The organism is Microbacterium sp. SY138 (genome assembly GCF_039729145.1).
GTDB lineage: Bacteria > Actinomycetota > Actinomycetes > Actinomycetales > Microbacteriaceae > Microbacterium > Microbacterium maritypicum_A.
In genome coordinates, this window is sequence record NZ_CP155793.1 from 1,785,813 (window position 1) to 1,810,494 (window position 24,682).

The 24,682-nt window shown below is 68.0% G+C and carries 24 protein-coding genes; 17 read left to right on the forward strand and 7 right to left on the reverse strand.

The window, feature by feature from the left end; translation table 11 throughout:
- The first annotated feature begins 156 nt into the window (after positions 1–156).
- Positions 157–2,082 (forward strand): threonine--tRNA ligase, encoded by a 1,926-nt coding sequence (gene thrS, locus ABDC25_RS08490; protein WP_347125966.1) that lies wholly within the window; start codon positions 157–159, stop codon positions 2,080–2,082.
- Positions 2,079–2,633, forward strand: a complete 555-nt coding sequence (locus tag ABDC25_RS08495; protein WP_021200648.1) for an HIT domain-containing protein — start codon at positions 2,079–2,081, stop codon at positions 2,631–2,633. The genes thrS and ABDC25_RS08495 overlap by 4 nt, the downstream gene beginning before the upstream one ends.
- 81 nt (positions 2,634–2,714) lie before the next feature.
- Here ABDC25_RS08495 and pdxY read toward each other — a convergent pair whose 3' ends face one another.
- Positions 2,715–3,566: a pyridoxal kinase PdxY gene (gene pdxY, locus ABDC25_RS08500; RefSeq protein WP_029259275.1), complete on the reverse strand. Its 852-nt coding sequence runs from the start codon at positions 3,564–3,566 to the stop codon at positions 2,715–2,717.
- A gap of 46 nt (positions 3,567–3,612) precedes the next feature.
- Positions 3,613–4,920 (reverse strand): aminotransferase class I/II-fold pyridoxal phosphate-dependent enzyme, encoded by a 1,308-nt coding sequence (locus ABDC25_RS08505; RefSeq protein WP_347125806.1) that lies wholly within the window; start codon positions 4,918–4,920, stop codon positions 3,613–3,615.
- A 90-nt stretch (positions 4,921–5,010) separates the two neighbouring features.
- On the opposite strand from ABDC25_RS08505, the gene pdxS reads away from it, so the two are divergent.
- Both pdxS and pdxT read left to right on the forward strand, forming a co-directional pair.
- Positions 5,011–5,904, forward strand: a complete 894-nt coding sequence (pdxS, locus tag ABDC25_RS08510) for a pyridoxal 5'-phosphate synthase lyase subunit PdxS (RefSeq protein ID WP_021200645.1) — start codon at positions 5,011–5,013, stop codon at positions 5,902–5,904.
- Positions 5,894–6,514 carry a pyridoxal 5'-phosphate synthase glutaminase subunit PdxT gene (gene pdxT / locus ABDC25_RS08515; RefSeq protein ID WP_021200644.1) on the forward strand — a complete coding sequence of 207 codons (621 nt, stop codon included), beginning with the start codon at positions 5,894–5,896 and terminating at the stop codon, positions 6,512–6,514. Before pdxS ends, pdxT begins: the two co-directional genes overlap by 11 nt.
- Here pdxT and ABDC25_RS08520 read toward each other — a convergent pair whose 3' ends face one another.
- Both ABDC25_RS08520 and ABDC25_RS08525 read right to left on the reverse strand, forming a co-directional pair.
- Positions 6,515–7,438, reverse strand: coding sequence for an aminoglycoside phosphotransferase family protein (locus tag ABDC25_RS08520; RefSeq protein WP_347125808.1), 924 nt, complete (start codon positions 7,436–7,438; stop codon positions 6,515–6,517).
- Positions 7,435–8,145, reverse strand: a complete 711-nt coding sequence (locus tag ABDC25_RS08525; RefSeq protein WP_347125810.1) for a PHB depolymerase family esterase — start codon at positions 8,143–8,145, stop codon at positions 7,435–7,437. The genes ABDC25_RS08520 and ABDC25_RS08525 overlap by 4 nt, the downstream gene beginning before the upstream one ends.
- An 86-nt stretch (positions 8,146–8,231) precedes the next feature.
- Between ABDC25_RS08525 and ABDC25_RS08530 the strand changes: the two genes are divergently transcribed.
- The 8 genes from ABDC25_RS08530 to ABDC25_RS08565 all read left to right on the forward strand — a co-directional run bounded on the left by ABDC25_RS08530 (position 8,232) and on the right by ABDC25_RS08565 (position 16,860).
- Complete coding sequence (locus tag ABDC25_RS08530) at positions 8,232–8,993, forward strand: YebC/PmpR family DNA-binding transcriptional regulator (protein ID WP_021200641.1); 762 nt, start codon at positions 8,232–8,234, stop codon at positions 8,991–8,993.
- Between the two features lie 45 nt (positions 8,994–9,038).
- Positions 9,039–9,623: a crossover junction endodeoxyribonuclease RuvC gene (gene ruvC / locus ABDC25_RS08535; RefSeq protein WP_167254068.1), complete on the forward strand. Its 585-nt coding sequence runs from the start codon at positions 9,039–9,041 to the stop codon at positions 9,621–9,623.
- Positions 9,624–9,632: 9 nt separating this feature from the next.
- Entirely contained in the window at positions 9,633–10,253 is a 621-nt protein-coding gene (gene ruvA / locus ABDC25_RS08540; protein WP_029259270.1) for a Holliday junction branch migration protein RuvA, read from the forward strand.
- A complete protein-coding gene (ruvB, locus tag ABDC25_RS08545) occupies positions 10,246–11,271 on the forward strand; it encodes a Holliday junction branch migration DNA helicase RuvB (RefSeq protein WP_021200638.1) in 1,026 nt (341 codons plus the stop codon). Before ruvA ends, ruvB begins: the two co-directional genes overlap by 8 nt.
- A 78-nt stretch (positions 11,272–11,349) precedes the next feature.
- Entirely contained in the window at positions 11,350–11,748 is a 399-nt protein-coding gene (locus tag ABDC25_RS08550) for a preprotein translocase subunit YajC (RefSeq protein WP_021200637.1), read from the forward strand.
- A 55-nt stretch (positions 11,749–11,803) separates the two neighbouring features.
- Positions 11,804–13,552, forward strand: a complete 1,749-nt coding sequence (gene secD, locus ABDC25_RS08555; protein ID WP_021200636.1) for a protein translocase subunit SecD — start codon at positions 11,804–11,806, stop codon at positions 13,550–13,552.
- Entirely contained in the window at positions 13,552–14,541 is a 990-nt protein-coding gene (secF, locus tag ABDC25_RS08560; RefSeq protein WP_021200635.1) for a protein translocase subunit SecF, read from the forward strand. The genes secD and secF overlap by 1 nt, the downstream gene beginning before the upstream one ends.
- A gap of 66 nt (positions 14,542–14,607) precedes the next feature.
- Positions 14,608–16,860 carry a bifunctional (p)ppGpp synthetase/guanosine-3',5'-bis(diphosphate) 3'-pyrophosphohydrolase gene (locus ABDC25_RS08565; RefSeq protein WP_347125814.1) on the forward strand — a complete coding sequence of 751 codons (2,253 nt, stop codon included), beginning with the start codon at positions 14,608–14,610 and terminating at the stop codon, positions 16,858–16,860.
- Here the strand turns inward: ABDC25_RS08565 and ABDC25_RS08570 are convergent.
- A complete protein-coding gene (locus ABDC25_RS08570) occupies positions 16,847–17,398 on the reverse strand; it encodes a type IV toxin-antitoxin system AbiEi family antitoxin (RefSeq protein WP_021200633.1) in 552 nt (183 codons plus the stop codon). The two genes, ABDC25_RS08565 and ABDC25_RS08570, sit on opposite strands and share 14 nt — an antisense overlap.
- Before the next feature lie 64 nt (positions 17,399–17,462).
- On the reverse strand, positions 17,463–18,815 hold the full coding sequence (locus ABDC25_RS08575; RefSeq protein WP_021200632.1) for a DUF349 domain-containing protein: 1,353 nt from the start codon (positions 18,813–18,815) through the stop codon (positions 17,463–17,465).
- 213 nt (positions 18,816–19,028) lie between these two features.
- Between ABDC25_RS08575 and ABDC25_RS08580 the strand changes: the two genes are divergently transcribed.
- Positions 19,029–20,921 (forward strand): FAD-dependent oxidoreductase, encoded by a 1,893-nt coding sequence (locus tag ABDC25_RS08580; protein WP_347125817.1) that lies wholly within the window; start codon positions 19,029–19,031, stop codon positions 20,919–20,921.
- Positions 20,921–21,679 carry a winged helix-turn-helix domain-containing protein gene (locus ABDC25_RS08585; RefSeq protein WP_347125819.1) on the forward strand — a complete coding sequence of 253 codons (759 nt, stop codon included), beginning with the start codon at positions 20,921–20,923 and terminating at the stop codon, positions 21,677–21,679. The genes ABDC25_RS08580 and ABDC25_RS08585 overlap by 1 nt, the downstream gene beginning before the upstream one ends.
- 42 nt (positions 21,680–21,721) lie before the next feature.
- Here the strand turns inward: ABDC25_RS08585 and ABDC25_RS08590 are convergent, their stop codons facing one another.
- Positions 21,722–22,024 (reverse strand): hypothetical protein, encoded by a 303-nt coding sequence (locus tag ABDC25_RS08590; RefSeq protein ID WP_029259264.1) that lies wholly within the window; start codon positions 22,022–22,024, stop codon positions 21,722–21,724.
- A gap of 102 nt (positions 22,025–22,126) precedes the next feature.
- Between ABDC25_RS08590 and ABDC25_RS08595 the strand changes: the two genes are divergently transcribed.
- The 3 genes from ABDC25_RS08595 (at position 22,127) to ABDC25_RS08605 (ending at position 24,627) form a co-directional block, all read left to right on the forward strand.
- Positions 22,127–23,515 (forward strand): replication-associated recombination protein A, encoded by a 1,389-nt coding sequence (locus tag ABDC25_RS08595; RefSeq protein ID WP_029265345.1) that lies wholly within the window; start codon positions 22,127–22,129, stop codon positions 23,513–23,515.
- A 182-nt stretch (positions 23,516–23,697) separates the two neighbouring features.
- The gene (rpsD, locus tag ABDC25_RS08600; protein WP_017830546.1) at positions 23,698–24,327 is read left to right on the forward strand and encodes a 30S ribosomal protein S4; all 630 of its coding nucleotides are present in this window, start codon (positions 23,698–23,700) and stop codon (positions 24,325–24,327) included.
- A 111-nt stretch (positions 24,328–24,438) separates the two neighbouring features.
- Positions 24,439–24,627: a hypothetical protein gene (locus ABDC25_RS08605; RefSeq protein WP_021200628.1), complete on the forward strand. Its 189-nt coding sequence runs from the start codon at positions 24,439–24,441 to the stop codon at positions 24,625–24,627.
- The last annotated feature ends 55 nt before the right edge of the window (positions 24,628–24,682 follow it).

The window sequence follows — 24,682 nt, forward strand, 5'->3', positions numbered from 1 at the left end:
AGGCGGCGTGGACGTCGTGCGGCGCGGACGAGGACGGTCAGGAGGACCGGGTCATGCGAGTAACCTGGGTATCGACCCAGATGGAGAGTTTCTGTGCCTGAAAACGCCCGGCCGAATGACGGCTTCGCCCTGTTCACTGACCGAAACGTCGTCGCGATGCGCGTCAACGGCGACCTCAAGGATCTCGCCACGACCGTGACCGACACCGATGTGGTCGAAGCGGTCACGATCGACAGTGCGGACGGGCTGAACATCCTCCGTCACTCGGCAGCCCATGTGCTGGCGCAGGCGGTGCAGCGCATCAACCCGCAGGCGAACCTCGGCATCGGCCCGCCCGTCACCGACGGCTTCTACTACGACTTCGGGGTCGAGACCCCGTTCACGCCGGAGGACATCAAGGCGATCTCCAAGGAGATGCAGCGCATCGTCCGCGAGGGACAGCGCTTCGTCCGCCGTGTCGTGACCGACGACGAGGCCAGGGCCGAGCTCGCGGACGAGCCGTTCAAGCTCGAGCTCATCGGTCTCAAGGGCAGGAAGGAAGCCGCAGAGGGCGCCTCCGTCGAGGTCGGCGAAGGCGAGCTGACGATCTACGACAACACCACCCGTGATGGCGAGGTCGTCTGGAAGGACCTCTGCCGCGGCCCGCACCTGCCCAACACGCGCATGATCGGCAACGGTTGGGACCTCACGCGCATCGCCGCCGCGTATTGGCGCGGCAGCGAGAAGAACCCGCAGCTGCAGCGCATCTACGGCACGGCATGGCCGACCAAGGACGAGCTGCGTGCCTATCAGGAGCGCATCGCCGAGGCGGAGCGCCGCGACCACCGCAAGCTCGGTGCGGAGATGGACCTGTTCTCCTTCCCCGACGAGATCGGCTCGGGACTCGCGGTGTTCCATCCCAAGGGCGGCATCATCCGCTACGAGATCGAGGAGAATCTGCGCAAGCACCTGCTGCGCAACGGGTACGACCTCGTGAACAGCCCGCACATCACGAAGAAGGATCTCTTCATGACGTCGGGTCACCTGCAGACCTATGCCGACGGCATGTTCCCGCCGATGCACCTCGACGAGATCGTCGACGAGGAGGGGAACATCACCCGCCAGGGTCAGGACTACTACCTGAAGCCGATGAACTGCCCGTTCCACAACCTCGTCTTCCGTTCGCGCGGGCGCTCCTACCGCGAGCTGCCGCTGCGTCTGGCCGAGTTCGGGACGGTCTACCGCTACGAGAAGAGCGGCACGCTGTCGGGACTGACCCGAGTGCGCGGTCTGACGCAGGACGACGCCCACATCTACGTCGCGCAGGACCAGGTCAAAGAAGAACTCACCACCAACCTGAACCTCGTCCTCGACCTGCTCCGCGACTACGGCCTCAACGACTTCTATCTCGAACTGTCGACGAACGAGGAGGGGAACCCGAAGTTCCTCGGCGAGCCGGAGCAGTGGTCGACGGCGATCGACACGCTGCGTGAGGTCGCGATCGAGTCCGGGCTCGAACTCGTCGCCGATCCCGGCGGTGCGGCCTTCTACGGGCCGAAGATCTCCGTCCAGGCGCGTGACGCGATCGGCCGCACCTGGCAGATGTCGACCATCCAGCTCGACTTCAACCAGCCGGAGCGCTTCGAACTGGAGTACACCGGACCCGACGGGCAGAAGCACCGGCCGGTGATGATCCATCGCGCACTCCTCGGCTCCGTCGAGCGCTTCTTCGCGATCCTCCTCGAGCACTATGCCGGCGACTTCCCGCTCTGGCTCGCACCCAGCCAGGTGGTCGGCGTCCCGGTCGCCGAGCAGTACGGCGACTACCTGGACGACGTCATCGGGCAGTTGCGCGCTGCGGGCGTCCGGGCAGACGTCGACCACTCGGATGACCGTATGCAGAAGAAGATCCGCACCCACACGACGGCGAAGGTGCCCGTCATCCTCATCGTCGGCGAACAGGATCGTGCCGCGGGGACGGTGTCGTTCCGCTTCCGCGACGGCACGCAGGAGAACGGCGTCCCGGTCGCGGACGCGGTGCGCCGGATCAACGCCGCCATCGCTTCGCACGCGCTCGTGCTGAAGGCAGGGGATCTGGCGTGACCGAAGGGGAGCAGCCGCTGGAGGACGCCGGACGTCTCGCCGGCGTACCGGACGAGTTCCAGCGGCTGTGGACCCCGCACCGGATGGCGTACATCCAGGCGGGGCCGGAGCCGCTGCGCGAGGAGTGCCCGTTCTGCGAGGCCCCGAAGTTCCCGGATGCCGAGCGGTTGGTCGTCGCCCGGGGCGAGACGGCCTACGTGCTGCTGAACCTCTTCCCCTACAACTCGGGACATCTCCTGGTCTGCCCGTACCGCCACATCGGCACCTACGACCAGGCGACGCCGGAAGAGGTCGCCGAGATCGGAGCGCTGACGCAGACGGCCATGCGGGTTCTCCGTGAGGTGTCCCGATGCGACGGCTTCAACCTGGGCATGAACCAGGGCGCGGTCGCCGGCGCCGGCGTCGACGCCCACCTGCACCAGCATGTGGTGCCGCGTTGGACGTCGGACGCGAACTTCTTCCCGATCATCGCGAAGACCAAGGCGCTTCCCCAGCTCCTCGGAGAGGTGCGCGAGGCCGTGGCAGCGGCCTGGCCGGAATCCGACCACTGAGGCCGACGGCTTCGTCCCTCACCGCCCACCCGTCCGGCGGGCATCCGTCGAGCGGGGGAGCGGCGAGAGCGAGTACGGGCCTCAGCGCACCTGGCGGGCGGTGAACTGCATCTGCGGGTTCGCGTAGAACTCCTGTGCCTCGACGAGCTGCAGCTCGCGCTCACCGGATTCGAGCGTGGCCTTGAGCAGGTCGTACACGCTCGATGCCGTGCGCTCGAGCGCGATCCTCGCGCTGCCCGTCTCGACGTAGTGGGCGGTGAACAGTGCCGCGGTCACATCTCCTGAGCCGTTCGCCTTCATCGGCAGGTGCGGGGTCTGCACGAGCCAGGCGCCCTCCCCGTCGGCGGCGAGCATCTCGATCGTGCCCTCTTCGCGGTCGGGGCGCTCGACACTCGTCACGAGCACGGTGCGCGGACCCATCGCGTGCGCGAGATCGACCGAGGCGAGCGTGGACTCGAGCGTGTCGGGCTCGGTGTCGGTGAGGAAGCCGAGCTCGAACTGGTTCGGCGTGATGATGTCGGCGACCGGAACGACGCGCTCGCGCAGCAGCACCGGGATGGCCGGCGCCACGAAGCAACCCGACTTCGCGTTGCCCATGACCGGGTCGCAGGCGTACACGGCGTTCGGGTTCGCGGACTTGACGCGCGCGACGGCGTCGATGATCACGTCGCCGATGCCCTCTCCGCCCTGGTAGCCGCTGAGGACGGCGTCGATCTGGCCGAAGACGCCGCGTTCCTCGATGCCCGTGATGACCTCGCGCACATCGTCGGGAGCGATCATCGGTCCGCGCCAGGCGCCGTAGCCGGTGTGATTCGAGAAGTTCACGGTGTAGACCGGGAGAACTTCGACGCCGATGCGCTGCAGAGGGAACACGGCGGCGGAGTTTCCCACGTGTCCGAAGGCCACGGCTGACTGGATGGAGAGGATCTTCATTCTCCGACTCTTTCGTTCAGGGCGGGCCGGTGCCCGCGACGGATGGTCATCGCCCGGCGGCGACGAGGTCTGCGACCAGTGATTCGGCCTCGTCGTCCGAGAGGTCGTGCACCGTCAGGCGCAGGTGATGCGACGGCCCGGCCTTCTCATCGAGCGCGAAGTCGTCTCCGGTGCGGGCGAGCCAACCGCGGCGCATGAGCCGGTCGGCGACGGTCCGCGCGGGCCGGGGGAACTCGATCCACAGGCTCATGCCGTCGGACACCGTCGCATCGACGCCGCTCTCACGCAGTCGCGCGGCGAACGCCGCGTTGCGCTGCGCGTAGTGCGCGGCGGCGGCGGCGACCTCGGCCATCACCGCATCGTCGGTCAACTGCGTGAGGGCGAGTCGCTGAAGGAGATGGCTCACCCAGGTGGTGCCGGGGCTCAGCCGCATCGCGAGGCGTTCCGCGGTCTCCGGATCGGTGGCGGCGATGGCCAGGCACATGTCCGGTCCCAGGAACTTCGACACCGAGCGCACGAGGGCGAAACGACGGTGGTCGGGGCCGATGAGGGACTCATAGGGGCGCTGCGACAGCATCGAGAAATGGTCGTCCTCGATGATCAGCACGTACGGGTGGTCGGCGAGCACGGCACGAAGGTCGGCGGCACGCGACGCGGTGAGGCTCGCGCCGGTCGGATTCTGAGCGCGCGGGGTGCAGATGATGGCGCGGACGCCGGCATCCAGCGCGGAACGCAGGCCGTCGACCGTCATCCCCTCGGCATCGACAGGCACGGGGACGGCCCGGTATCCGCCCAGGCGCACGGTGTGGATGCTCGCCAGGAAGCACGGGTCTTCCAGAGCCACCGCGTCGTCACGCATGAGCGCCTGGGCGAGCAGCCTCTCGACAGCGTCGACGGCGCCGCTGGTCACGGTGATGCGGAAGTCGACGTCGTCGAGGTCGGTCGAGATCCAGCGCCGGGACCACTCTTCGAGACCGCGGTCGATCACGGGCTCGCCGTAGAGGACGGGACGGGACGCGATGGTCATGAGCGCCGGCGCCGGGTCGGGGATGAGGCGCGGATCGGGGTTCCCCGTGCCGATGTCGCGGAGCACGGTGTCGGGGGCATAGCCCTCCTGAGCCACGGCCTCGATCCCGGCGACGACGGTTCCGGCGCGCCCACGGGAGATCACGAGGCCCGCCTGCGCGAGCTGTCGATAGGCGGCGACGGCAGTATTCCGATTGACGCCGAGGGTGGCAGCCAGCTCCCGCACCGGGGGGAGCACTGCACCGGCCTGGAGGATTCCGCGGTCGCGCAGGGAACGCACGCTGTCGGCGATGTCCGATGCGGTGCTGCCTGTGATCTGGTCGCTCATGGTCCTCCTCAGCGATTCTAGGTCGAATCGGACAGTGCTATGTTTGATCTAGATCAAAACCGACTTCGGTGCATCCGACAGGAGTTCCCCATGGCAGAGCAGACAACCACCGGATCCGCGCGCGTCAAGCGCGGCCTCGCCGAGATGCTCAAGGGCGGCGTCATCATGGACGTCGTCACGGCAGAGCAGGCGAAGATCGCCGAAGACGCCGGCGCGGTCGCCGTGATGGCCCTCGAGCGCGTCCCGGCCGACATCCGCGCGCAGGGTGGGGTCTCCCGCATGAGCGACCCCGACATGATCGACAGCATCATCGATGCCGTCTCCATCCCCGTGATGGCGAAGGCGCGCATCGGTCATTTCGTCGAGGCGCAGGTGCTGCAGGAGCTCGGTGTCGACTACATCGACGAGTCCGAGGTGCTCTCGCCGGCCGACTACGTGAACCACATCGACAAGTACGGCTTCACGGTTCCGTTCGTGTGCGGAGCGACCAACCTCGGCGAGGCATTGCGTCGCATCAACGAGGGGGCGGCGATGATCCGCTCCAAGGGCGAGGCTGGCACCGGCGACGTCTCCGAGGCGATGAAGCACATCCGCAAGATCCGCGGCGAGATCGCCGCGCTCACGGCGCTGCCCAAGGACGAGCTCTTCGTCGCCGCGAAGGAGCTGCAGGCGCCGTACGAGCTCGTGGCGGAGATCGCCGAGACGGGCAAGCTCCCCGTCGTGCTGTTCGTCGCCGGCGGGGTCGCGACCCCGGCGGATGCCGCGATGATGATGCAGCTCGGTGCCGACGGCGTGTTCGTCGGATCGGGCATCTTCAAGTCGGGCAACCCGGCTGAGCGCGCGAAGGCGATCGTCAAGGCGACGACCTTCTTCGACGACGCCAAGGTCATCGCCGAAGTCTCGCGCGGACTGGGCGAGGCCATGGTCGGCATCAACGTCAGCGATCTCCCGGCCCCGCACCGCCTCGCCGAGCGTGGCTGGTAAGACCCGCGTCGGCGTCCTCGCGCTGCAGGGCGACGTGCGAGAGCACGCCGCCCTGCTCGCGCAGTTGGGTGCCGATGCGGTCCTGGTCCGTCGACCCGACGAGCTCTCCTCCGTCGACGGACTCGTGATCCCGGGCGGCGAGTCGAGCGTGATCGACAAGCTCTCCCGCATCTTCGGCATGCAGCAACCGATCCGTGACGCGATCGCGGCGGGGATGCCGGTGTTGGGAACATGCGCGGGACTGATCATGCTCGCCGATGACGTCGTCGACGCGATCGACGGCCAGGAGTCATTCGGCGGACTCGACGTCGTCGTGCGCCGGAACGCCTTCGGCCGTCAGGTCGAGTCGTTCGAGGCTGTGCTCGATGTTCCCGCCTTCGAGGGCGAACCCGTTTCCGCGGCATTCATCCGCGGTCCCGTGGTCGAATCGGTCGGCCCGGGTGCAGAGGTGCTGGCTGCGCTGGACGACGGCCGCGTGGTCGCGGTGGAGCAGGGAAATCTGCTCGGGCTGAGCTTCCACCCCGAGATCACGGGGGAGAGGCGCTTTCACCAGCGCTTCCTCGCACGGGTGGAAGCACGTCGAGGAGTGACGGCACCGCCGCAGGTGTGATCAGATCAGTGTGGCGAGCCAGCGCAGAGCCGGATCCGCCTGTGCACGCTGAAACTCTCGGAGGCCCGGAAGCTGAGAGATCTCGGGCTGCGCCTGTTGATACCAGAGGAACGAAGCGAACGCCGAGATGACGGGGAGCAGTGCAACCTGAGGTGGCGCGCCGTGCTCTTCGAAGATGGCCCAGGCCTCTTCGCAGGACGGCCCTCCGGACGCCTCGACGCTCGGCAGCAGACAGGGGAGATCGATCCACGCGGCACCTCGTCGCGCGTGTGGCCAGTCCAGGAGATGGGCGCGCCCGTCGCTGATCAGGATGTTGTCTGATCGCACGTCGTCGTGCACGATGACGTCGCCGTGCAGCGCGTCCTGGAAGCAGTCCTCCATCGAGAGGAGCGCGCGCACGCGGCTGGACAGGCCGTGGGGGAGAGCCTCCAGGAGCGGTGGATCCGCTGCGATCTCGCGCCATCGTGTGAAACCCGGGATCATGCCGTCCTCCGCGCGGGGCATCGCCGATGGCGCGGGGGTGGTCGACAGGGTGCGAAGGGATCGTGCCACGGAATGCAGGTCCTCGGTCGTCCAGGGTCGGCCGGGATGGCGTCCGTCGATGGCCTCGATCACGAGCGCGGTACCGACGGCGTCGTCGATGGCGCCACGGAGACGCGGGGCGACAGATGGCGGCAGATGTGCGAGCGTGCGCATCTCCTCGCGAAGGAAGTGCAGAGAGTCCGCGTGCCAGTCTGCGCCGCAGGCCTTGACGAAAGCGTGACCGGCGGTGGTCGTCACGACGCCCGCATAGGACGCGCTGAAGCCGCCATGAGCGGGTTCGTCCCCCACGAAGTCGCCACCGATCACGCCGACGATCTGCGTGCGCAGCGAAGCGGGGAGGGCACTCCAGGCTGGTCGGAGGCGGTCCGCTCCCGGTTTCATGGTGCCGCTCGCTCCGTGTCGTGATCGTTCTGCCGGTGGGAGAGCAGCCAGCTGTAGAGCTCGGGGTTCGCGTACGTCTCGGTCCAGGAATCGTGACCGACGCCCGCATAGCGCGTGAACCGCACGTCGGCGTCGAGCGATCTGAGCTCCGCCACGATCTGCTCCGTCGCGGAGATCGGCACGACGTCGTCGGCGTCGCCGTGGAACGCCCACGTGGGCAGGGCGCGGATAGGGACAGCGCTCTGCATCCACAGTCCTCCGCAGATCGGGGCGATCGCCGCGAACCGATCGGGGTAGCGCACGGCGAGGCTCCAGGTCCCGAACCCGCCCATGCTGAGTCCGGTCACGGCTACGCGGGCGGGATCGATGCGGTGCGCCGCGGCGACCTCGTCGAGCAGCACGGACAACGTCGTGAGCTCGGCGACCCACTGACTCGATTCGGGGCACTGCGGTGTGACGAGGATGAAGGGGAACTCGTGGCCGGCATCTGCCAGCCTCGGCGGCCCGTGCACCGCGGCGAGATCGACGTCGGATCCTCGTTCGCCCGCACCGTGCAGGAACAGCACGAGGGGCCAGAGCCTGTCCGGATCCGTTTCGTAGTCGTTCGGCAGATGCACCAGATACCGCAAGGAGTCGGCCGGTGACGGCTCGCCGTCATGCACGTCCGACGAATGGGATGCAGGGGTGATGTGTCGCGATCGGCGCATGCATCCATCCTGCTCCACTTGCGCGGTTCGTTAGACTGGACGACGCGCTGAGTGCGAGCTCACGCGGATACGACGAGCGGAGACTTATGTCCGGGCATTCCAAGTGGGCGACCACGAAGCACAAGAAGGCCATCATCGACTCCAGGCGCGCGAAGTCCTGGGCCAAGCTCATCAAGAACATCGAGGTCGCCGCGAAGCTCGGCGGGCCCGACCTTGCGGGCAACCCGACGCTCTTCGACGCGGTGCAGAAGGCCAAGAAGACCTCCGTCCCCAAGGACAACATCGACCGCGCGGTGAAGCGCGGTGCGGGCATCGGCGGCGAGGCCGTCGAGTACCTCTCGATCATGTATGAAGGCTACGGACCCAACGGTGTCGCTCTCATGATCGAGTGTCTGACCGACAACAAGAACCGCGCGGCCGCAGAGGTGCGCACGGCTCTCAGCCGCAACGGCGGCACGCTGGCGGACCCGGGCAGCGTCGCCTACAACTTCAGCCGCAAGGGCGTCATCGTCGTCGGCTCCGAGGGCACCACCGAGGATGACGTCATGATGGCGGCACTCGAGGCCGGCGCCGAGGAGATCGAGCCGCATGCCGAGGGTTTCGAGGTCATCACCGAAGCCACCGACCTGGTGGCCGTGCGCACCGCGCTCCAGGAGGCGGGTATCGACTACGAATCCGCCGACGTCGAGTTCGTTCCGAACCTCAAGGTCGAGATCGACGCCGACACTGCTCGCAAGATCTTCCGTCTGATCGACGCTCTGGAAGACAGCGAAGACGTGCAGAACGTGTTCACGAACTTCGACCTCACCCCCGAGGTGCAGGCCGAGCTGGAGAACGACGAGGCGTAGGCGCGCCGGACGGTCCATGTCGGTGCCGCGGCCTAGCCTGGGGAAGTGACCTCCTCTCTGCGCGTGCTCGGCATCGACCCCGGGCTCACCCGGTGCGGTGTCGGCGTCGTCGACGTCGACACCTCGCGTCGAGGAACGCTGGTGCACGTGGGGGTGATCCGCTCGTCCCCGGATGCCGAGCCCGGCGATCGCCTCGCGATCGTCGCCGCCGGGATCCGTGCCGTGATCGCCGAGCATCGCCCGGATGCGGTGGCCGTCGAGCGTGTGTTCGCTCAGCAGAACACGCACTCGGTGATGGGCACGGCGCAGGCCAGCGGCGTCGCGCTGCTGATCGCCTCCGAGTCCGGGCTCCCCGCGGCGACGCACACCCCCAGCGAGGTGAAGGCGGCCGTCACCGGATACGGCGCGGCGGACAAGCGGCAGGTGCAGACGATGATCGCCCGCATCCTGCGGCTGGACGCCCTCCCGCAGCCGGCCGACGCGGCCGACGCCCTGGCGATCGCCCTGTGCCACGCCTGGCGACGCGGAGGCGTTGCATCCCCCGGCCAGGGAGCGCTGACTCCGGCGCAACAGGCCTGGGCCGATGCCGAGAAGCGTGTCGGTCGAACATACCTACGAGCGACGCCGTAGGCTGAGAGAATGATCTCCTCTCTGCACGGTGTCGTCCTGCACGCGACATCCGATCAGGTCGTCATCGACGTGGGCGGAGTCGGATTCGCCGTCGCCGTCCCCACTGATGTGGCGCACACGGCCGTGGTGGGGGAGAAGCTCCTGCTGCACACCAGTCTCATCGTCCGCGAGGACTCGCTGTCGCTGTTCGGCTTCGCCGACCGGGGTGAGCTGGAGATCTTCGGTCTGCTGATCGGTGTGACCGGTGTCGGTCCGAAGTCGGCGCTCGGTGTGCTCTCGCACCTCACGGGTGATCAGATCGCCGAAGCCGTCACGGCCGAAGACGACGCCCCGTTCCGGCGGGTGTCCGGGATCGGTCCCAAGACCGCCAAGCTCATCGTGCTGCAGCTCGCCGGCAAGGTGCAGGCCTTCGCCGCGCCGTCGAGGCCGGCCGCCACGGGAGGCACGGACGTCGTGACGCAGGTGGCCGCAGCGCTCGTCGGCCTCGGCTGGTCGGAGAAGGTGGCCGCGGAAGCCGCAGCCCAGACCGCGGCAGAGGCTACCGAGGCGGAGAGTGCATCGGTCGCCGCGCTGCTCCGACGCACTCTCGCCCTTCTCGGGCCGGCTCAGGGAGGCCAGGCGCGTGTCTGATCCGTTCGACGCCAGTGAGCCGTCCGACGAGACCGAACTCGCGATCGAGGGCGCCCTGCGCCCGACGAGCCTGGGGGAGTTCGTCGGACAGCAGAAGGTCCGCGGTCAGCTGCAGCTGCTCCTGGAAGCGGCCCGCATCCAGAGCCGTCCCGCTGATCACATCCTCCTGGCGGGCCCTCCGGGACTCGGCAAGACGACGCTCGCGATGATCGTGGCGCACGAGAGCGAGCGTCCGCTGCGTCTCTCGAGCGGCCCGGCGATCCAGCATGCCGGTGACCTCGCCGCCCTGCTGTCGAGCCTGGTCCCCGGCGAGGTCCTCTTCATCGATGAGATCCACCGCATGGCGCGCTCCGCAGAAGAGATGCTCTACCTCGCGATGGAGGATTACCGCATCGACATCATGGTGGGAAAGGGCGCGGGGGCCACGAGTATCCCGCTCGAGCTCTCGCCGTTCACCCTGGTCGGCGCGACGACGCGCTCCGGGCTGCTGCCCAACCCGCTCCGCGACCGCTTCGGATTCACCGGGCACCTCGAGTTCTACGAGGAGTCGGAGCTGGAGCAGGTGATCGCCCGGTCGGCTGCGGTCCTCGGTGTGGATCTGCCGACCGACTCGCTCTCCGAGATCGCCCGGCGTTCGCGGGGCACACCACGCATCGCGAACCGCCTGCTCCGCCGCGTGCGCGACTACGCCCTGGTGCACACGGGGGGAGTGGCCACGATCCGCGAGGTGCGCGCGGCTCTGGAGCTGTACGACGTCGACCCGATCGGTCTGGACCGCCTGGACCGCGCGGTCCTGGAAGCGCTCGTCCGGCGGTTCCGTGGCGGCCCGGTCGGGCTCAGCACGCTCGCGGTGGCCGTCGGCGAGGAGGCGGAGACCGTGGAGAGCGTGGTGGAGCCGTATCTCGTGCGGATCGGCTTCCTCGGGCGCACTCCTCGGGGCCGCGTGGCTATGCCCGAGGCGTACTCGCATCTGGGCGTCCCGCATCCGGACGGGATGCTTAAGTTGGATGACCTATAATCACTGAAGACTTCCCGGTTACCTTCGCGCGCCCAAAGGCTGGAGCGTGCACCTGAGAAAGGCGCTTCCCCCATGCCCATGGAATTCCTGCTCTTCGGCCTTCTCGCCGTCCTCCTCGTCTTCATGATCTTCAACACGCGCAAGCGCACGAAGCAGATGAAGGCCGAGCAGGAGGAGAAGGCCACCAAGACCGTTCCGGGCGCCAAGGTGCTCCTTCAGGGAGGCATCTACGGGACGATCGTCTCCTACGACCCCGAGGACCTCGACACGCCGGCACTCGTCGAGATCGCTCCCGGCACCATCATCGACGTCCACAGCCAGGCCATCCTGCGCGTCGTCGAGCCCAAGGACGCCATCGTCGACGCTCCGGCCGATGAGGTCGTCGACCCGTCGGTCGCCGACGAGTCGATCGCTCCGGCCGTCGAGACCCCCGAGGAGACCCGCGCCCGCCTCGAGCGCGACGCCGACGACAAGTAAGCCCGGGGCCGACACGGCCGCTCGGATCTCCGTCCTTCCAGAAAGCTGAACACACGTGGCTTCATCCTCTCCCGTCCGTCACGCCTGGCGGGTCCTTCTCGGCCTGCTCCTCGTGACGGGCGTGCTCTTCGGCATCAATGCGCTGGGCGTCTACGTCTTCAAGGACAGCAACGGGGAGGCTGCGAGCTCGTGGTCGCCTGAGCTCGCCCTCGACCTGCAGGGCGGCACGCAGATCGTTCTGAGCGCGGAGACCGAGGACGGCGCGGCGCCGTCCTCCGAGCAGCTCGACCAGGCGGCGGCGATCATCCGTCAGCGCGTCGACGCTTCCGGTGTCGCCGAGGCGGACATCACCACCGAGGGCGGCCAGAACATCGTCGTCCAGATCCCTGGCGAGGCGGACGCGCAGACACGGGAGCGGATCCAGTCCAGTGCGCAGCTCGAGTTCCGGCCCGTGCTGTACACGACGGCGGCGACCAACGAGTTCGTCGGCGAGGACGGGAACTCCACGCCGTACCCCAGCCCGGACCCGGGACTCAACTCGACGCCGACGGCTGAGCCGACCGACGCGAGCGACCTCTCCTGGGTGACGGACAAGCTGGCAGCGGAGTTCCAGGCTTACGACTGCGCGAACCCGGACAACGACGCCGCGAAGGCGCCGAAGGACGAGCCGCTCATCGCGTGCTCGGCCGATGGGTCAGCGAAGTACCTCCTCGGACCGGCCGAGCTCGACGGCACCGCGATCACCGATGCCGCAGCCGGCCGCGACCCGAAGTCGGGTGCATGGCTCGTCCAGCTCACGATGAACGCCGATGGTGCCGATGCGTTCGGCAAGGTGAGCACGCGGCTGAACCAGAACCGCATCGACGGTCTCACCCCGCGTGACCAGTTCGCGTTCGTGCTCGACGGCAACGTGATCAGCGCCCCGCGCATGAACGGGCAGATCCTCGACGGGCGCCCCAGCATCTCGGGCAGCTTCACGCAGGAGTCGGCGACCACCCTGGCCGACCAGCTCAAGTTCGGTGCCCTTCCGCTCAGCTTCACGGTCCAGAGCTCGGACACGATCTCGGCGACGCTGGGTACCCAGCAGCTGCAGATCGGTCTGATCGCCGGGCTCATCGGTCTCGCGCTGGTGGCGATCTACTCCCTGATCGTCTATCGAGCGCTCGGGTCGGTGATCATCGCGTCGATCGCGGTGATGGCGATCCTGACCTACATCATCATCTGCATCCTGGCGTGGCGCATCGGCTTCCGGCTCTCGCTCGCGGGAGTCGCCGGTCTGATCGTCTCCATCGGCTTCACGGCGGACTCGTTCATCGTGTACTTCGAGCGAATACGAGACGAGCTCCGTGACGGCAAGTCCATCACCGCCGCGGTGGAGGACGGCTGGGGCCGCGCGAAGCGGACGATCTACATCTCCAAGTCGATCAACATCCTGGCCGCGCTCGTGCTCTACATCCTTGCCGACGCCACGGTGAAGGGTTTCGCGTTCACGCTCGGACTCACGACGCTCATCGACGTGTTCATCTTCGTGATCTTCACGCACCCGGTCATGCAGCTGCTCGCTCGCACGCGTTTCTTCGGCGGCGGACACAAGCTCTCCGGTCTCGACCCCGAAGCGCTCGGTGCCGTGTACCGCAGCCGGTCGCAGTACCGCGAGGTCACCACTGCATCCGCAGGTCGGGGTGCGAAGAACGCCCGCTCGCGCGGTGAGGCGGATCGTCGACAGACCATCGCCGAACGTAAACGTGCCGAGGCCCTCGCGGGCGACAAACCCACCAACGCCGGAAGTGAGGGAGACGCCTGATGCCTTCCATGAATGAGTTCGGCAACAACCTCTATTCGGGCAAGACGTCTTTCCCGTTCGTCGGCAAGCGCCGGCTGTGGTTCATCATCGCGATCGCCCTCGTCGTCGGTTCGGCACTCGTACCGCTCATTCGTCCGATCCAGTTCTCGATCGAGTTCACCGGCGGATCGCAGTTCACGGTGCAGGCACCGGACAGCCTCGACCAGGAGACCGCCACCACCGCCGTGCAGTCGGTCGTACCGGGGGCCGCCACCAAGGTCGTCGTCGTCAGCGGCAAGGACGTGCGCGTCCAGACCGACCAGATGAGTGCGGCCGAGACCCAGCAGGTCGGCGAAGCTCTGGCAGAGGCCTATGGTGTGGATCCTTCCGACGTCACGTCGTCGTTCATCGGACCCGCGTGGGGTGAGAACGTCACGAAGCAGTCCCTGTGGGGCCTCGCGATCTTCCTGGCCCTCACGTTCCTGATCCTCGCGATCTACTTCCGCACGTGGAAGATGTCGGCCGCCGCCATCATCGGTCTTCTCGACGTGCTGGTGATCACGGTGGGCGTTTATGCGCTGGCCGGCTTCGAGATCTCGCCCGCGGCGGTGATCGGCTTCCTGACGATCCTGGCGTACTCGCTGTACGACACCACGGTCGTGTTCGACAAGATCCGGGAGAACACCACGGAAGACGGGGAGAAGTCCGCCCGGCTGTTCGGGGAGTCGGTGAACCTCGCGGTCAACCAGACGCTCGTGCGTTCCATCAACACCTCTGTGGTCGCAGCGCTGCCGGTCGGCGCGGTGCTCTTCATCGGCGCCTTCTGGCTCGGTGCGGAGTCGCTCACCGACATCTCGCTGTCGATCTTCGTCGGCATCCTGGTGGCGACCTACTCGACGCTCTTCGTGGCTGCTCCGCTCTACTCGCTGTTCCGCGAGAACGAGCCGCAGCTGAAAGCCCGCGACGCCCGCATCCGCGAGGCTCGCAGCAGGGCGGCCGTCGAGGTCTGATCGGGCTCCTCAGCGGGCCCGGTCCCGCACAGCACGCGTAGGATTGATCGATCAGGAGGTGAGTAGATGGCGGAACCGCAGACGTCATCGCAGGGCTCGAGTCTGCGACGGCTGGTTCCCCGCATCTTCTCCCGCGCGTCGAGGATCAACGATCTCGACAACCTGATCCGCACCGTCCGCGCGAATCACCCGAAGGGTGATTTCTCTGTCATCGAACGGGCCTACGCCGTCGCGAAGGAGAAGCACGAGGGGCAGAAGCGGCAGAGCGGCGAGCCGTACATCACGCATCCGCTCGCTGTCGCGCAGATCCTCGCGGAGCTCGGACTCGGCCCACGGGCGATCGCGGCTGCGCTGCTGCACGACACCGTCGAGGACACGGGCTATGCCCTGACGGACCTCACCGCCGAGTTCGGCGACGAGGTGGCGATGCTCGTCGACGGCGTCACCAAGCTCGACAAGGTCAAGTACGGCGAGAGCGCCCAAGCCGAGACCGTGCGCAAGATGATCGTGGCGATGTCGAAGGACATCCGGGTGCTGCTGATCAAGCTCGCCGACCGCCTCCACAACGCGCGGACCTGGGGCTTCGTCCCCCCCGAGAAAGCAGCGAAGAAGGCCAAGGAGACCCTGGAGATCTATGCTCCGCTGGCGAATCGTCTCGGTATTCAGGCGATCAAGTCGGAGCTCGAGGATCTCTCCTTCGCGGTGCTGCATCCCAAGATCTACAACGAGATCCACAGTCTCATCGCGCAGCGCACTCCGCAGCGCGAGAAGTACCTGAACCAGGTCGTCGAGGAGATCGACGAGGATCTGCGCGACCTCCGCATCCGCGGCAAGGTCGTCGGGCGTCCGAAGCAGCTCTACTCGGTGTACCAGAAGATGGTCATCCGCGGGCGTGAGTTCGACGACATCTACGACCTGATCGGCATCCGCGTCCTGGTCGCCTCCGTGCGCGACTGCTACGCGGTGCTGGGCGCCATCCACGCGCGCTGGACCCCGTTGCCCGGCCGCTTCAAGGACTACATCGCGACGCCGAAGTTCAACCTCTACCAGTCGCTGCACACCACCGTCATCGGCCCCGCCGGCCGCACCGTCGAGATCCAGATCCGCACCCACGAGATGCACCAGCAGGCCGAGTACGGTGTGGCGGCGCATTGGATGTACAAGGAGCGGATGAACGGCGGTGGCAAGACCGAGGTCCGTGCCTCCGACACCGACATGGCGTGGCTCGCGCACATCTCCGACTGGCAGGCGGAGACCGCCGATCCGGGCGAGTTCCTCGAATCGCTCCGGTTCGAGATCGGCGCGAAGGAGGTCTACGTCTTCACGCCGAAGGGGCGGGTGATCGGACTCCCCACCGGCGCCACTCCCGTGGACTTCGCGTATGCCGTGCACACCGAGATCGGGCACCGCACGATGGGCGCGAAGGTCAACGGACGCCTGGTGCCGTTGGAGTCCGAGCTCAAGAGCGGTGACGTCGTCGAGGTCTTCACCTCGAAGAACCCCGATGCCGGTCCCAGCCAGGACTGGCTCGGCTTCGTCGCGAGTACCCGCGCCCGCAACAAGATCCGCGGGTGGTTCACGAAGGAGCGCCGCGAAGAGGCGATCGAGCAGGGCAAGGAGGCCATCGCGCGCGCGATGCGCCGACAGAACCTGCCGTTGCAGCGCCTGATGAGCCATGACTCGTTCACCGAGGTGGCGCGGGGCATGCACTACGAAGACGTCTCGGCGCTCTACGCCGCTGTCGGTGAAGGCCACGTGTCCACGCAGTCGGTGCTGGAGAAGGTGACCGCTCTCGTCGCGGCGAACGATCCGACCACCGGTGCCATCGACCTTCCCGGCAGCGTCCAGACCCGTGAGCCGCGATCCGGCGACTCGGGCGTGCTCGTGCGCGGAGCCAACGACATCCTCGTGAAGCTCGCCAAGTGCTGTACCCCGGTCCCCGGGGACCAGATCGTCGGATTCGTGACCCGCGGCAGTGGTGTCTCCGTGCACAGGGCGGACTGCGTGAACGTGAAGGCCCTCGGTGCGGAGCAGGACCGCTTCGTCGAGGTGTCGTGGGCTCCGACCACCAAGAGTGTGTTCCGTGTGCAGATCCAGGTCGAGGCGCTCGACCGCTCCGGGTTGCTCTCCGACGTCACCCGCGTGCTGAGCGAGCACCACGTCAACATCCTGTCGGCGACGGTCACGACGACCGACGAGCGTCTGGCGCTGAGCCGGTTCGTGTTCGAGATGGGCGATGCGGTGCACCTCGACCGTGTGCTCAACGCCGTACGCAGGATCGATGCCGTGTACGACGTCTACCGCGTCACCTCCTCCTGAGGGCGAGTCTCTCGAGCACCGCCGATCCCGCTCTGCTTCCCGGAACGCGGCTCATGCCGCGCAGTACGTCGGCTGCGGCCGCCGGGGCATCGGGGAACACCAGCGCGAGTCGTTCCATCCAGGTCAGCATTCGGGGGTCGCGATGGAGAGCCGTTGCGAGATCGAGCATCGTCCGTTCCGGCCGCGCCACTCGGACTCCGCCGAGCACCTGCACGTCAGACGCCGGGAGCACGGTGTCGTGGAACACGAGGCGTGCGCTGGTGCTCGCGCGGATCCGTCTCTCGACGCAGCGTCGCACATGGTGCACGACGGGCGGGGTGTCACCGGCGCCGTGGATCCAGGCAGCAGTCGGACCCGCGGCTGCGGTTCCCGGTTGCACGAGGGACCCGACTGCACCTGCCCTGACATCCGGCCCTTCGATGAGGTCAGCCGGGACGTAGACCTCGCCGACCTCGACCACATGGCCGTCGATCCGCGCGGCGCTGAGTTCGGACAGGCTCAGCCGATCGCCGGGGACATACAGGAAGACGGGGTGCATCACGTCAGTCTGACGTAGTGCACCCCGTCTCTTCAGCAGTGCTGAGCCACCTGTGGAGAACGGGTCAGCTCCCGAGGGCGCTGAGCCACGCGCGGCGTGCCTCGAGGGCATCCGTTGCCGCCTTGGCCGCCTTCTTGTCGCCCGACTTCTCTGCCGCGGCGACTTCGGCCTCGAGCTTCTCGATGGCCTCGAGCAGCTGCGAGCTCATGTCGTTCGCGCGAGCCTTGGTCTCGGGGTTGTTCTTCTTCCAGTCCACGTCTTCGCGGCCCTTGAGCCCCTGTTCGATGGCGCGGAGCTTGTCGTCGAGCGCACGTTCCTTCTCCCGAGGGAAGATGCGACCGATCTCGTCCCACTGCCGCTGGATGCGGGTGAGGAGAGCGCGGGCACGCTTGATGTTCGACTCGTCGGCCACGGCCTTCGCCTCTTCGAGGAGCGCCTCGCGGGCTTCGATCTTCGGGGCGGAATCCGCTTCCTCTGCGGCGGCCTGCTCGGCGCGGGCGGCGTAGAGCGCGTCGCCGGCAGCCTTGAAGCGCGCCCAGAGAGCGTCGTCGGCCTTGCGGCCGGCGCGGCCCGATGCCTTCCACTCGTCGAGCAGGTTCCGGTACGCGGGAATGCCGTCCGTGCCACGCGGGGCGAGTGCCTCGGCACGCTCGACCAGACGGGTCTTCGCGTCGCGGGCGACCTTGTGCGCGTCGTCGAGCTCGGAGTAGAACGCGCGGCGCTGCTTGTCGACGACGGCGCGAGCGTCGCGGAATCGCTTCCAGAGCTGCTGGGAGATGCCCTTCGACAGGCGCGGCCCGTTCTGCTGCTGCGCCTGCCAGGCATCGAACAGTTCGCCGAGCTCGGCCGTGACCTGCTTCCACTGCACCTTGCTGAGATCGCGGGCGGCGATGGCCTCGGCACGTTCGACGAGGACCGTGCGCTCGGCGATCGCCTTGTCGACGAGCTCCTTGGCGTGCTGTGCCTCCTGCTCGGTCGCCTCGGAGAGGGACGAGGTCAAGGCGTTGAGTCGATCGCGCAGGCCGGCGAGGTCGCCGACGGCAGCGGCATCGGTCGCTTCGTCGATCAGGTGCGAGGCCTGCTTGGCGAGATCGCTCGCCGACGCTCCGCCGGCCTGATGACGCTGTTCGAGAGCGTGCACCTTGAAGGCGATGTCATCGAACTTGCGGACGAAGTAGGCGAGGGCCTCGTCGGGAGTCCCATCGGGGTACTGGCCGACGACGCGCCAGGCCTCGCCCTCCTTGACCTCGACGGTCCCGTCTTCGGATACGCGACCCCATTCCGCTGATGTCGAGGATGCCGCAGGCACCGGGGCGACGGGCGCGACGGCGGCCGGCGTCGGCGCCTTGCGCGGCATCGGTACGGCAGGGGGGCCGGGGACGGGGGGAGTCGGCTTCGTGGGCTCGTTGGCAGACACGTGATTCTCCTTGCGCGGTCGGGCCGCGGGAGGCGGAAAGGACGAGGCTCAGCCTAGTACGCCGGAGCGTCGCGGGTGAGGTCCCAGGACTTCGATGATCGTTACCGTTCTGTGAGGAGAACTTTCGACGCAGGACACATTCTCCGTCATCTCCGGGAAACACGATGCTCCTATCGTCGCGAGCACGACAGTCTTCCGGTCGACAGGAGCAGTATGAAGGACACGACTTCCCCGCCGCACGAGATCCTGGTCGTCGGCGCGGGGATGGCGGCGCACCGTTTCGTGGAGCGCCTGCTTCGCGACCCGGGTGCGGCGGTGCGGGTCACGGTCATCGGCGATGAGGGACATGGCCCGTACGACCGATCCGCTCTCGTGGGTGTCCTCACCGGCCGGGAGGTCGAGGATCTCCAGCTCGACCGAACGGTGTTCCGCGACGACCGTGTGCGGTTGATCCGTGACGACCGCGTGCTCCGCATCGACCGGTCGGCGCGGGTGGTGCGCACACGATCCCGACGCTCCTATTCCTACGACGTGCTCGTGCTGGCCACCGGGTCGTTCGCGGCGCGGGTGGCGGTGTCAGGGGCTCGCCTCCCCGGCTGCTTCGTCCTGCGCACCATCGAGGACGCGGAGTCGGTGCGGGATTTCGTCGATTCGCGATCGCGTGCCCTCGGCCGTCCGCTGCGAGGCGTTGTCATCGGTGGCGGGCAGCACGGAATCGACACCGTTGTAGCACTCGACGACGCCGGCGTCGGCGCGACGATCGTGCAGTACGCGGATCGTCTCCTTCCCTCCCTGCTGGACGAAGCTGCAGCAGACGTCCTGCGCGGCGCCCTCGAAGAACGGGGCATCGCTGTCCGCACTCGGACCAGGACGACGCGGCTCGATCCGGACGACTCGGGAGCCGTCACGGCGCTCGAGTTCCAGGACGGTACCTTCCAACGCGCCGACCTCGTCGTCTTCACCGTCGGCGTGCGACCTCGGGACGAACTCGCGCGCAATGCCGGACTCGACGTGCACCCGCAGGGAGGAGTGATCGTCGACGATCGCTGCACGACATCGGATCCGCGCATCCTCGCGATCGGTGAGGCGGCCTGCGTCGACGGACGCTGCGTCGACGCCGCCGCTTCCGCATATGCCATGGCGGAGGTGGCGGCCGCGCGTCTGCTCGGGGGAGGGGAGCGCTTCGGCGGGCACCGACGAGACGTGCACCGCACCATCGCGGGCGTCGATCTCGCGTGCTTCGGCGAGCCGGCGACGCGCGACGCCGATCCCGACGCCGTCGAGGTCGTCACGCATCGCTCGCGAGGCACCGGTGTCTACCGAAAGCTCGTGCTCACCGACGATGCGCAGACGCTCCTCGGCGGAATTCTCATGGGCGATACGAGCGGTCTTGGCGTTCTTCGTCGGCTCGTCGGTGGACCGGCGCGTGGCGAGCTCGCTGCCGAACTGCGCCGGGCAGCGCATCCCGACGACTCCCGTGCGGTCTGCGTGCACATCGGCATGTCGTCGCAGGAGCTCCTGGCGGTGCTCCGCGCGGACGAGGTGTTCACGTTCAGCGCGGTCGGAGCCTGCTTCGGGCGCGACCCGGAGTGCGAGCGCTGCACCCTGGCTGTGGCACGCGCGCTCGCGGAACTGGCGACGGAGCGCTCTCCGCTCAGCACGCGCGGCGCACAGGAGGGGCTCGATTCGCACACGGGCCCGGTCCGATCGGAGGGGAGCCGAGTGCGGCTGTCGACGGTGACGGGGACGGAGCTCACGCCGGGGCATCTCGTCGACATCGGGCGTCTTGCGGAGGACCTGGGCCTGACGTTGCGGATCGTCGACTCCCGGATCGAACTGCAGGGCGTCTCCCACGACCAGCAGGCGCGGTTGCGGCATGGCCTCACCGCCGCGGGCCTCGCGTCCTCACCCCCTCTGCCGGACGGAGCCGACCCGAACTCCGCGTCACCGACGCGGCGCGCACACGGCGCGGTATCGGCGGATCCGAGTTCATCCGAGTCCCCGCATCGCGGTGACGGCACGACGATCGCGATCGGCTGGAGGGATCGGGGTCGGAGCGCCGATCCGCGGCGGGTCGTCTCCCTTCGCGCCGAGAATCCCGCGTGATGACCGGGCGTTCGGGGGCACGCCCGGTGCTCGCAGGATGCAGGATCATCATCTCCGCCCAGGCGAGGGCGGCAGGAGCATCCGCGGCCGGGAATCGTTCCGCCGGAGCGGATGAGCTCGACCGCGTACTCGGCGCCGCGGGCGCGGACGTGATGCGCGTCGTGACATCCCGTCCGATGACCACCCCGACGGGCGTGCTGCACCGTGCGGTGCATCGCGCGGGGTCCGGGGGCGCCGACGCCGTGATCTTCACCGCGTCGTCCGCGTCATGGATCGACGCGGCGACGAGGAGCGGCGCGCTCGAAGCGCATCGTCGTCGTGCCGAAGCGGGCCGGTTGCTCCTGGTCTCGGATGACGAGCGCGAGGCTCGCCGCCTTCAGGACGCCGGCCTGATCGCACGATACGTCGAGCGGGAGAGACCGACGGGTCTCGTCGGATGCGTCGTCGCACACTACGGAAGCGGTGCAGGATCGGTGCGCACCGATGCCGGAAGCCTCGAGGTGCGCAGCGGGGGCGTCGTGCTGGACGGGCGCTTCCTTCCGCTGTCCCGTGGCGCAGCGGGCCTGATCGAGGCCCTGTTCCTTGCCCGCGGACGCGTGCTCTCGCGAAGGGAGCTCGGTCGTGAGCTACCCGGCGGCGAGCGCAGCGGACGGGCGGTGGAGGTGGCCGTCGCCCGGTTGCGGGAGTCGTTGGGTGGCGTCGACCTGGTCCAGACCGTCGTCAAGCGGGGCTATCGCCTCGCCGTATCGGAGTCGTGAGCCGAGGGCATCGGTGGTCGGGGCGATCAACCGCGTCGGCGGTCACTCCGCCGGTGCGTCCGAGGGGACGGGGGCCGGCGTCTCCGCGGGTGTCTCGGTCGGAGCGGTGGTCGGCTCGACGGAGGGAGTGGGGGTGGGCTCCGGTTCGGGCGCGGTGACCTGGGCGTGCACGACCTGGCTGCCGATCGCTGCGACGACGATGAGGCTGCCGACGACGGCGGCGATCGTGTTGTCACGGACACGGCGGCGGATCTGCCCTTCGTGCCACTGGGTGCGTGCGGTGTGCAGTCGCGCGCGCTCCGCCGATGTGCGCGCCTGTGCGTTCTTGGAACCGCGTGCGGCCATGCCCTGCTCTCCCATCCGAACGCCGCTCCACGACGTCGCCTGAGAGCCTACCCGGATGCGGAGGTTCACCGAAGTGTCGGGGGCCGACGTTAGCCTGGAGGGATGACGTCCCCTGCTGCGCTGCTCTCCGGGCAGACGCCCCTCGCCGTGCGCATGCGTCCGGTGTCCCTCGCGGAGGTCGCGGGCCAGCGTCATCTGCTGCGTGCGGGATCGCCGATCGTCGCACTCGCCGACCCCGAAGCGACAGCCCCCGGGGCCGTGTCGATCATCCTGTGGGGACCGCCGGGAACCGGGAAGACGACTCTCGCTCAGGCCATCGCACGATCGTCCGGTCGGCGATTCGTCGAACTCTCCGCCATCACGGCGGGGGTGAAAGACGTGCGCGAGGTCATGCAGGAAGCCGTCACGCAGCGCGACCTCTACGGGCAGACGACCATCCTCTTCCTCGACGAGATCCACCGCTTCACCAAGGCGCAGCAGGATGCCCTTCTCCCCGGAGTCGAGAACGGCTGGGTGATCCTGATCGCCGCGACGACAGAGAACCCGTCGTTCTCCGTCATCTCACCGCTGCTCTCGCGTTCGCTGCTGTTGACGCTGCAGCCGCTCACCGACGACGACATCGGCCTCCTCGTCGATCGTGCGGTCACCGACCCCCGCGGTCTGAACGCATCCGTCGCTCTCAGCGACGAAGCGAGGTCGGCTCTGGTGCGGCTGGCCTCGGGTGACGCACGGCGCGCCCTGACCGGGCTGGAGGCCGGCGCCGCGGTCGCACTGTCCCACGCGACGGCCGCGGACGCGGACGACGAGGGGAACGATGCGTCGGCGCCCGGTGCGTCGGTGCCCGGTGCGTCGGTGCCCGAGGTCTCGGCCGATGACATCTCCCAGGCGGTCGACAAGGCCCTGCTGCGTTACGACCGGCAAGGCGACGAGCATTACGACGTCATCAGCGCCTTCATCAAGTCGATCAGAGGGTCCGACCCCGATGCCGCGTTGCACTACCTCGCCCGCATGATCGAGGCAGGGGAGGACCCGCGCTTCATCGCCCGGCGCCTGGTGATCTCGGCATCGGAAGACGTCGGTCTCGCCGACCCGCAGGCCCTGGCCATCGCCGTGGCGGCCGCAGATGCCGTGGCGTTCATCGGCATGCCGGAAGGTCGCATCCCCCTTGCAGAAGCGACCGTCTACCTGGCCACCACCGCCAAATCGAACGCCGCGTACGTCGGGATCGACGCGGCGATCGCCGACATCCGCGCCGGCGGTTTCGGTCGGGTTCCGCTGCATCTCCGTGATGCGCACTACCCGGGCGCCAAACGTCTGGGCCACGGCCGCGGCTACGTCTATTCGCACGATAGCGAGTTCGGCGTCGTGCCCCAGCAGTATCTGCCGGACGAACTCGACGGTCGGCACTACTACGAGCCCAAGAACCTCGGTGCGGAGCGCGACATCGGTGCGCGCCTCGAGCGGATCCGCCGCATCCTCGGAGACCGCTGACCCTGCGGATCCGGCGCGGAAAAGCGATCTGTTAGACTTGAGCGGCTCGAAACCGAGTTTTCGGGCATCTCCTCGTTCACACCACACCTTGCTGGCGCCCCGGCGTGCGCTCCAAGGCAGAACGCGGACGATACGTCCGTGAGTCGTGAAAGACGCGACCACGTCATCGGAAGGAAAACTTCGTGACCACGAAGTCCCAGGACCGCCGCAAGGTGCGTCTCAGCCGCGCCCTCGGCGTCGCTCTCACCCCGAAGGCCGCCCGCTACCTCGAGAAGCGTCCGTACGCTCCGGGTGAGCACGGCCGCACCAAGCGCAAGGCAGACAGCGACTACGCCGTCCGTCTGCGTGAGAAGCAGCGTCTTCGCGAGCAGTACGGCATCCGCGAGAAGCAGATGCGCAACACCTTCAACGAGGCTCGTCGTCAGGACGGCCTGACCGGTGAGAACCTGGTCGAGCTCCTTGAGATGCGTCTCGACGCTCTCGTCGTGCGTTCGGGCTTCGCCCGCACCACCGCACAGGCTCGCCAGCTCGTCGTGCACCGCCACATCCTGGTCGACGGCCAGCTCGTCGACCGCCCGTCGTTCCGCGTGAAGCCGGGTCAGCTCATCCACGTCAAGGCCAAGAGCGAGGGCACCGAGCCCTTCCAGGTGGCGGCAGCCGGCGGTCACGCCGAGGTCCTGCCCCCCGTTCCGGGCTACCTCGAGGTCGAGCTCGACAAGCTCCAGTCGCGTCTGGTTCGTCGTCCGAAGCGCGCCGAGGTCCCCGTGACCTGTGAAGTGCAGCTCGTCGTCGAGTACTACGCGGCTCGCTGATCCAGCGATCGAGCAATCAGGCAGGAGGCGTCGGGATTCCCGACGCCTCCTGTCGTTTCCGCATACGATGGTGACACCGCGCCTTCGCGGGTCAAGGGCAAGGATGACGACATGAAGAACGTGCTGTGGTTCCTGATCGGTGTGATCGGCGGCTTCGTCGCGGCTCACTTCATGAACAAGGACCCGCGCGGTCATGACATCCTCGCCGAGGTCGACGCCCGGATCAACGGGTTCACCGCGATCCTCAGCGACGCCTACCGCGAGCAGGAGGCACGGCTCACGGAGCCGGGCGACAACTGAACCACCGCAGCGGCGCCTCGGCGCGGCATCTTCACGCAAGGACACCCGGAACCTT

Bases quoted from the DNA above. Each gene is read 5' to 3' on its own strand.
- pdxS (WP_021200645.1), top strand. From the start codon at position 5,011: ATGGCAGAGCAGACAACCACCGGATCCGCGCGCGTCAAGCGCGGCCTC.
- ABDC25_RS08525 (WP_347125810.1), bottom strand. From the start codon at position 8,145: ATGCGCCGATCGCGACACATCACCCCTGCATCCCATTCGTCGGACGTG.
- ABDC25_RS08505 (WP_347125806.1), bottom strand. From the start codon at position 4,920: ATGAGCGACCAGATCACAGGCAGCACCGCATCGGACATCGCCGACAGC.
- ABDC25_RS08520 (WP_347125808.1), bottom strand. From the start codon at position 7,438: ATGAAACCGGGAGCGGACCGCCTCCGACCAGCCTGGAGTGCCCTCCCC.
- ABDC25_RS08605 (WP_021200628.1), top strand. From the start codon at position 24,439: ATGAAGAACGTGCTGTGGTTCCTGATCGGTGTGATCGGCGGCTTCGTC.
- ABDC25_RS08585 (WP_347125819.1), top strand. From the start codon at position 20,921: ATGACCGGGCGTTCGGGGGCACGCCCGGTGCTCGCAGGATGCAGGATC.
- ABDC25_RS08595 (WP_029265345.1), top strand. From the start codon at position 22,127: ATGACGTCCCCTGCTGCGCTGCTCTCCGGGCAGACGCCCCTCGCCGTG.
- thrS (WP_347125966.1), top strand. From the start codon at position 157: ATGCGCGTCAACGGCGACCTCAAGGATCTCGCCACGACCGTGACCGAC.
- ABDC25_RS08550 (WP_021200637.1), top strand. From the start codon at position 11,350: ATGGAATTCCTGCTCTTCGGCCTTCTCGCCGTCCTCCTCGTCTTCATG.
- pdxY (WP_029259275.1), bottom strand. From the start codon at position 3,566: ATGAAGATCCTCTCCATCCAGTCAGCCGTGGCCTTCGGACACGTGGGA.
- ABDC25_RS08570 (WP_021200633.1), bottom strand. From the start codon at position 17,398: ATGCACCCCGTCTTCCTGTATGTCCCCGGCGATCGGCTGAGCCTGTCC.
- ruvA (WP_029259270.1), top strand. From the start codon at position 9,633: ATGATCTCCTCTCTGCACGGTGTCGTCCTGCACGCGACATCCGATCAG.
- ABDC25_RS08530 (WP_021200641.1), top strand. From the start codon at position 8,232: ATGTCCGGGCATTCCAAGTGGGCGACCACGAAGCACAAGAAGGCCATC.
- secF (WP_021200635.1), top strand. From the start codon at position 13,552: ATGCCTTCCATGAATGAGTTCGGCAACAACCTCTATTCGGGCAAGACG.
- ABDC25_RS08580 (WP_347125817.1), top strand. From the start codon at position 19,029: ATGAAGGACACGACTTCCCCGCCGCACGAGATCCTGGTCGTCGGCGCG.
- ABDC25_RS08590 (WP_029259264.1), bottom strand. From the start codon at position 22,024: ATGGCCGCACGCGGTTCCAAGAACGCACAGGCGCGCACATCGGCGGAG.
- ABDC25_RS08565 (WP_347125814.1), top strand. From the start codon at position 14,608: ATGGCGGAACCGCAGACGTCATCGCAGGGCTCGAGTCTGCGACGGCTG.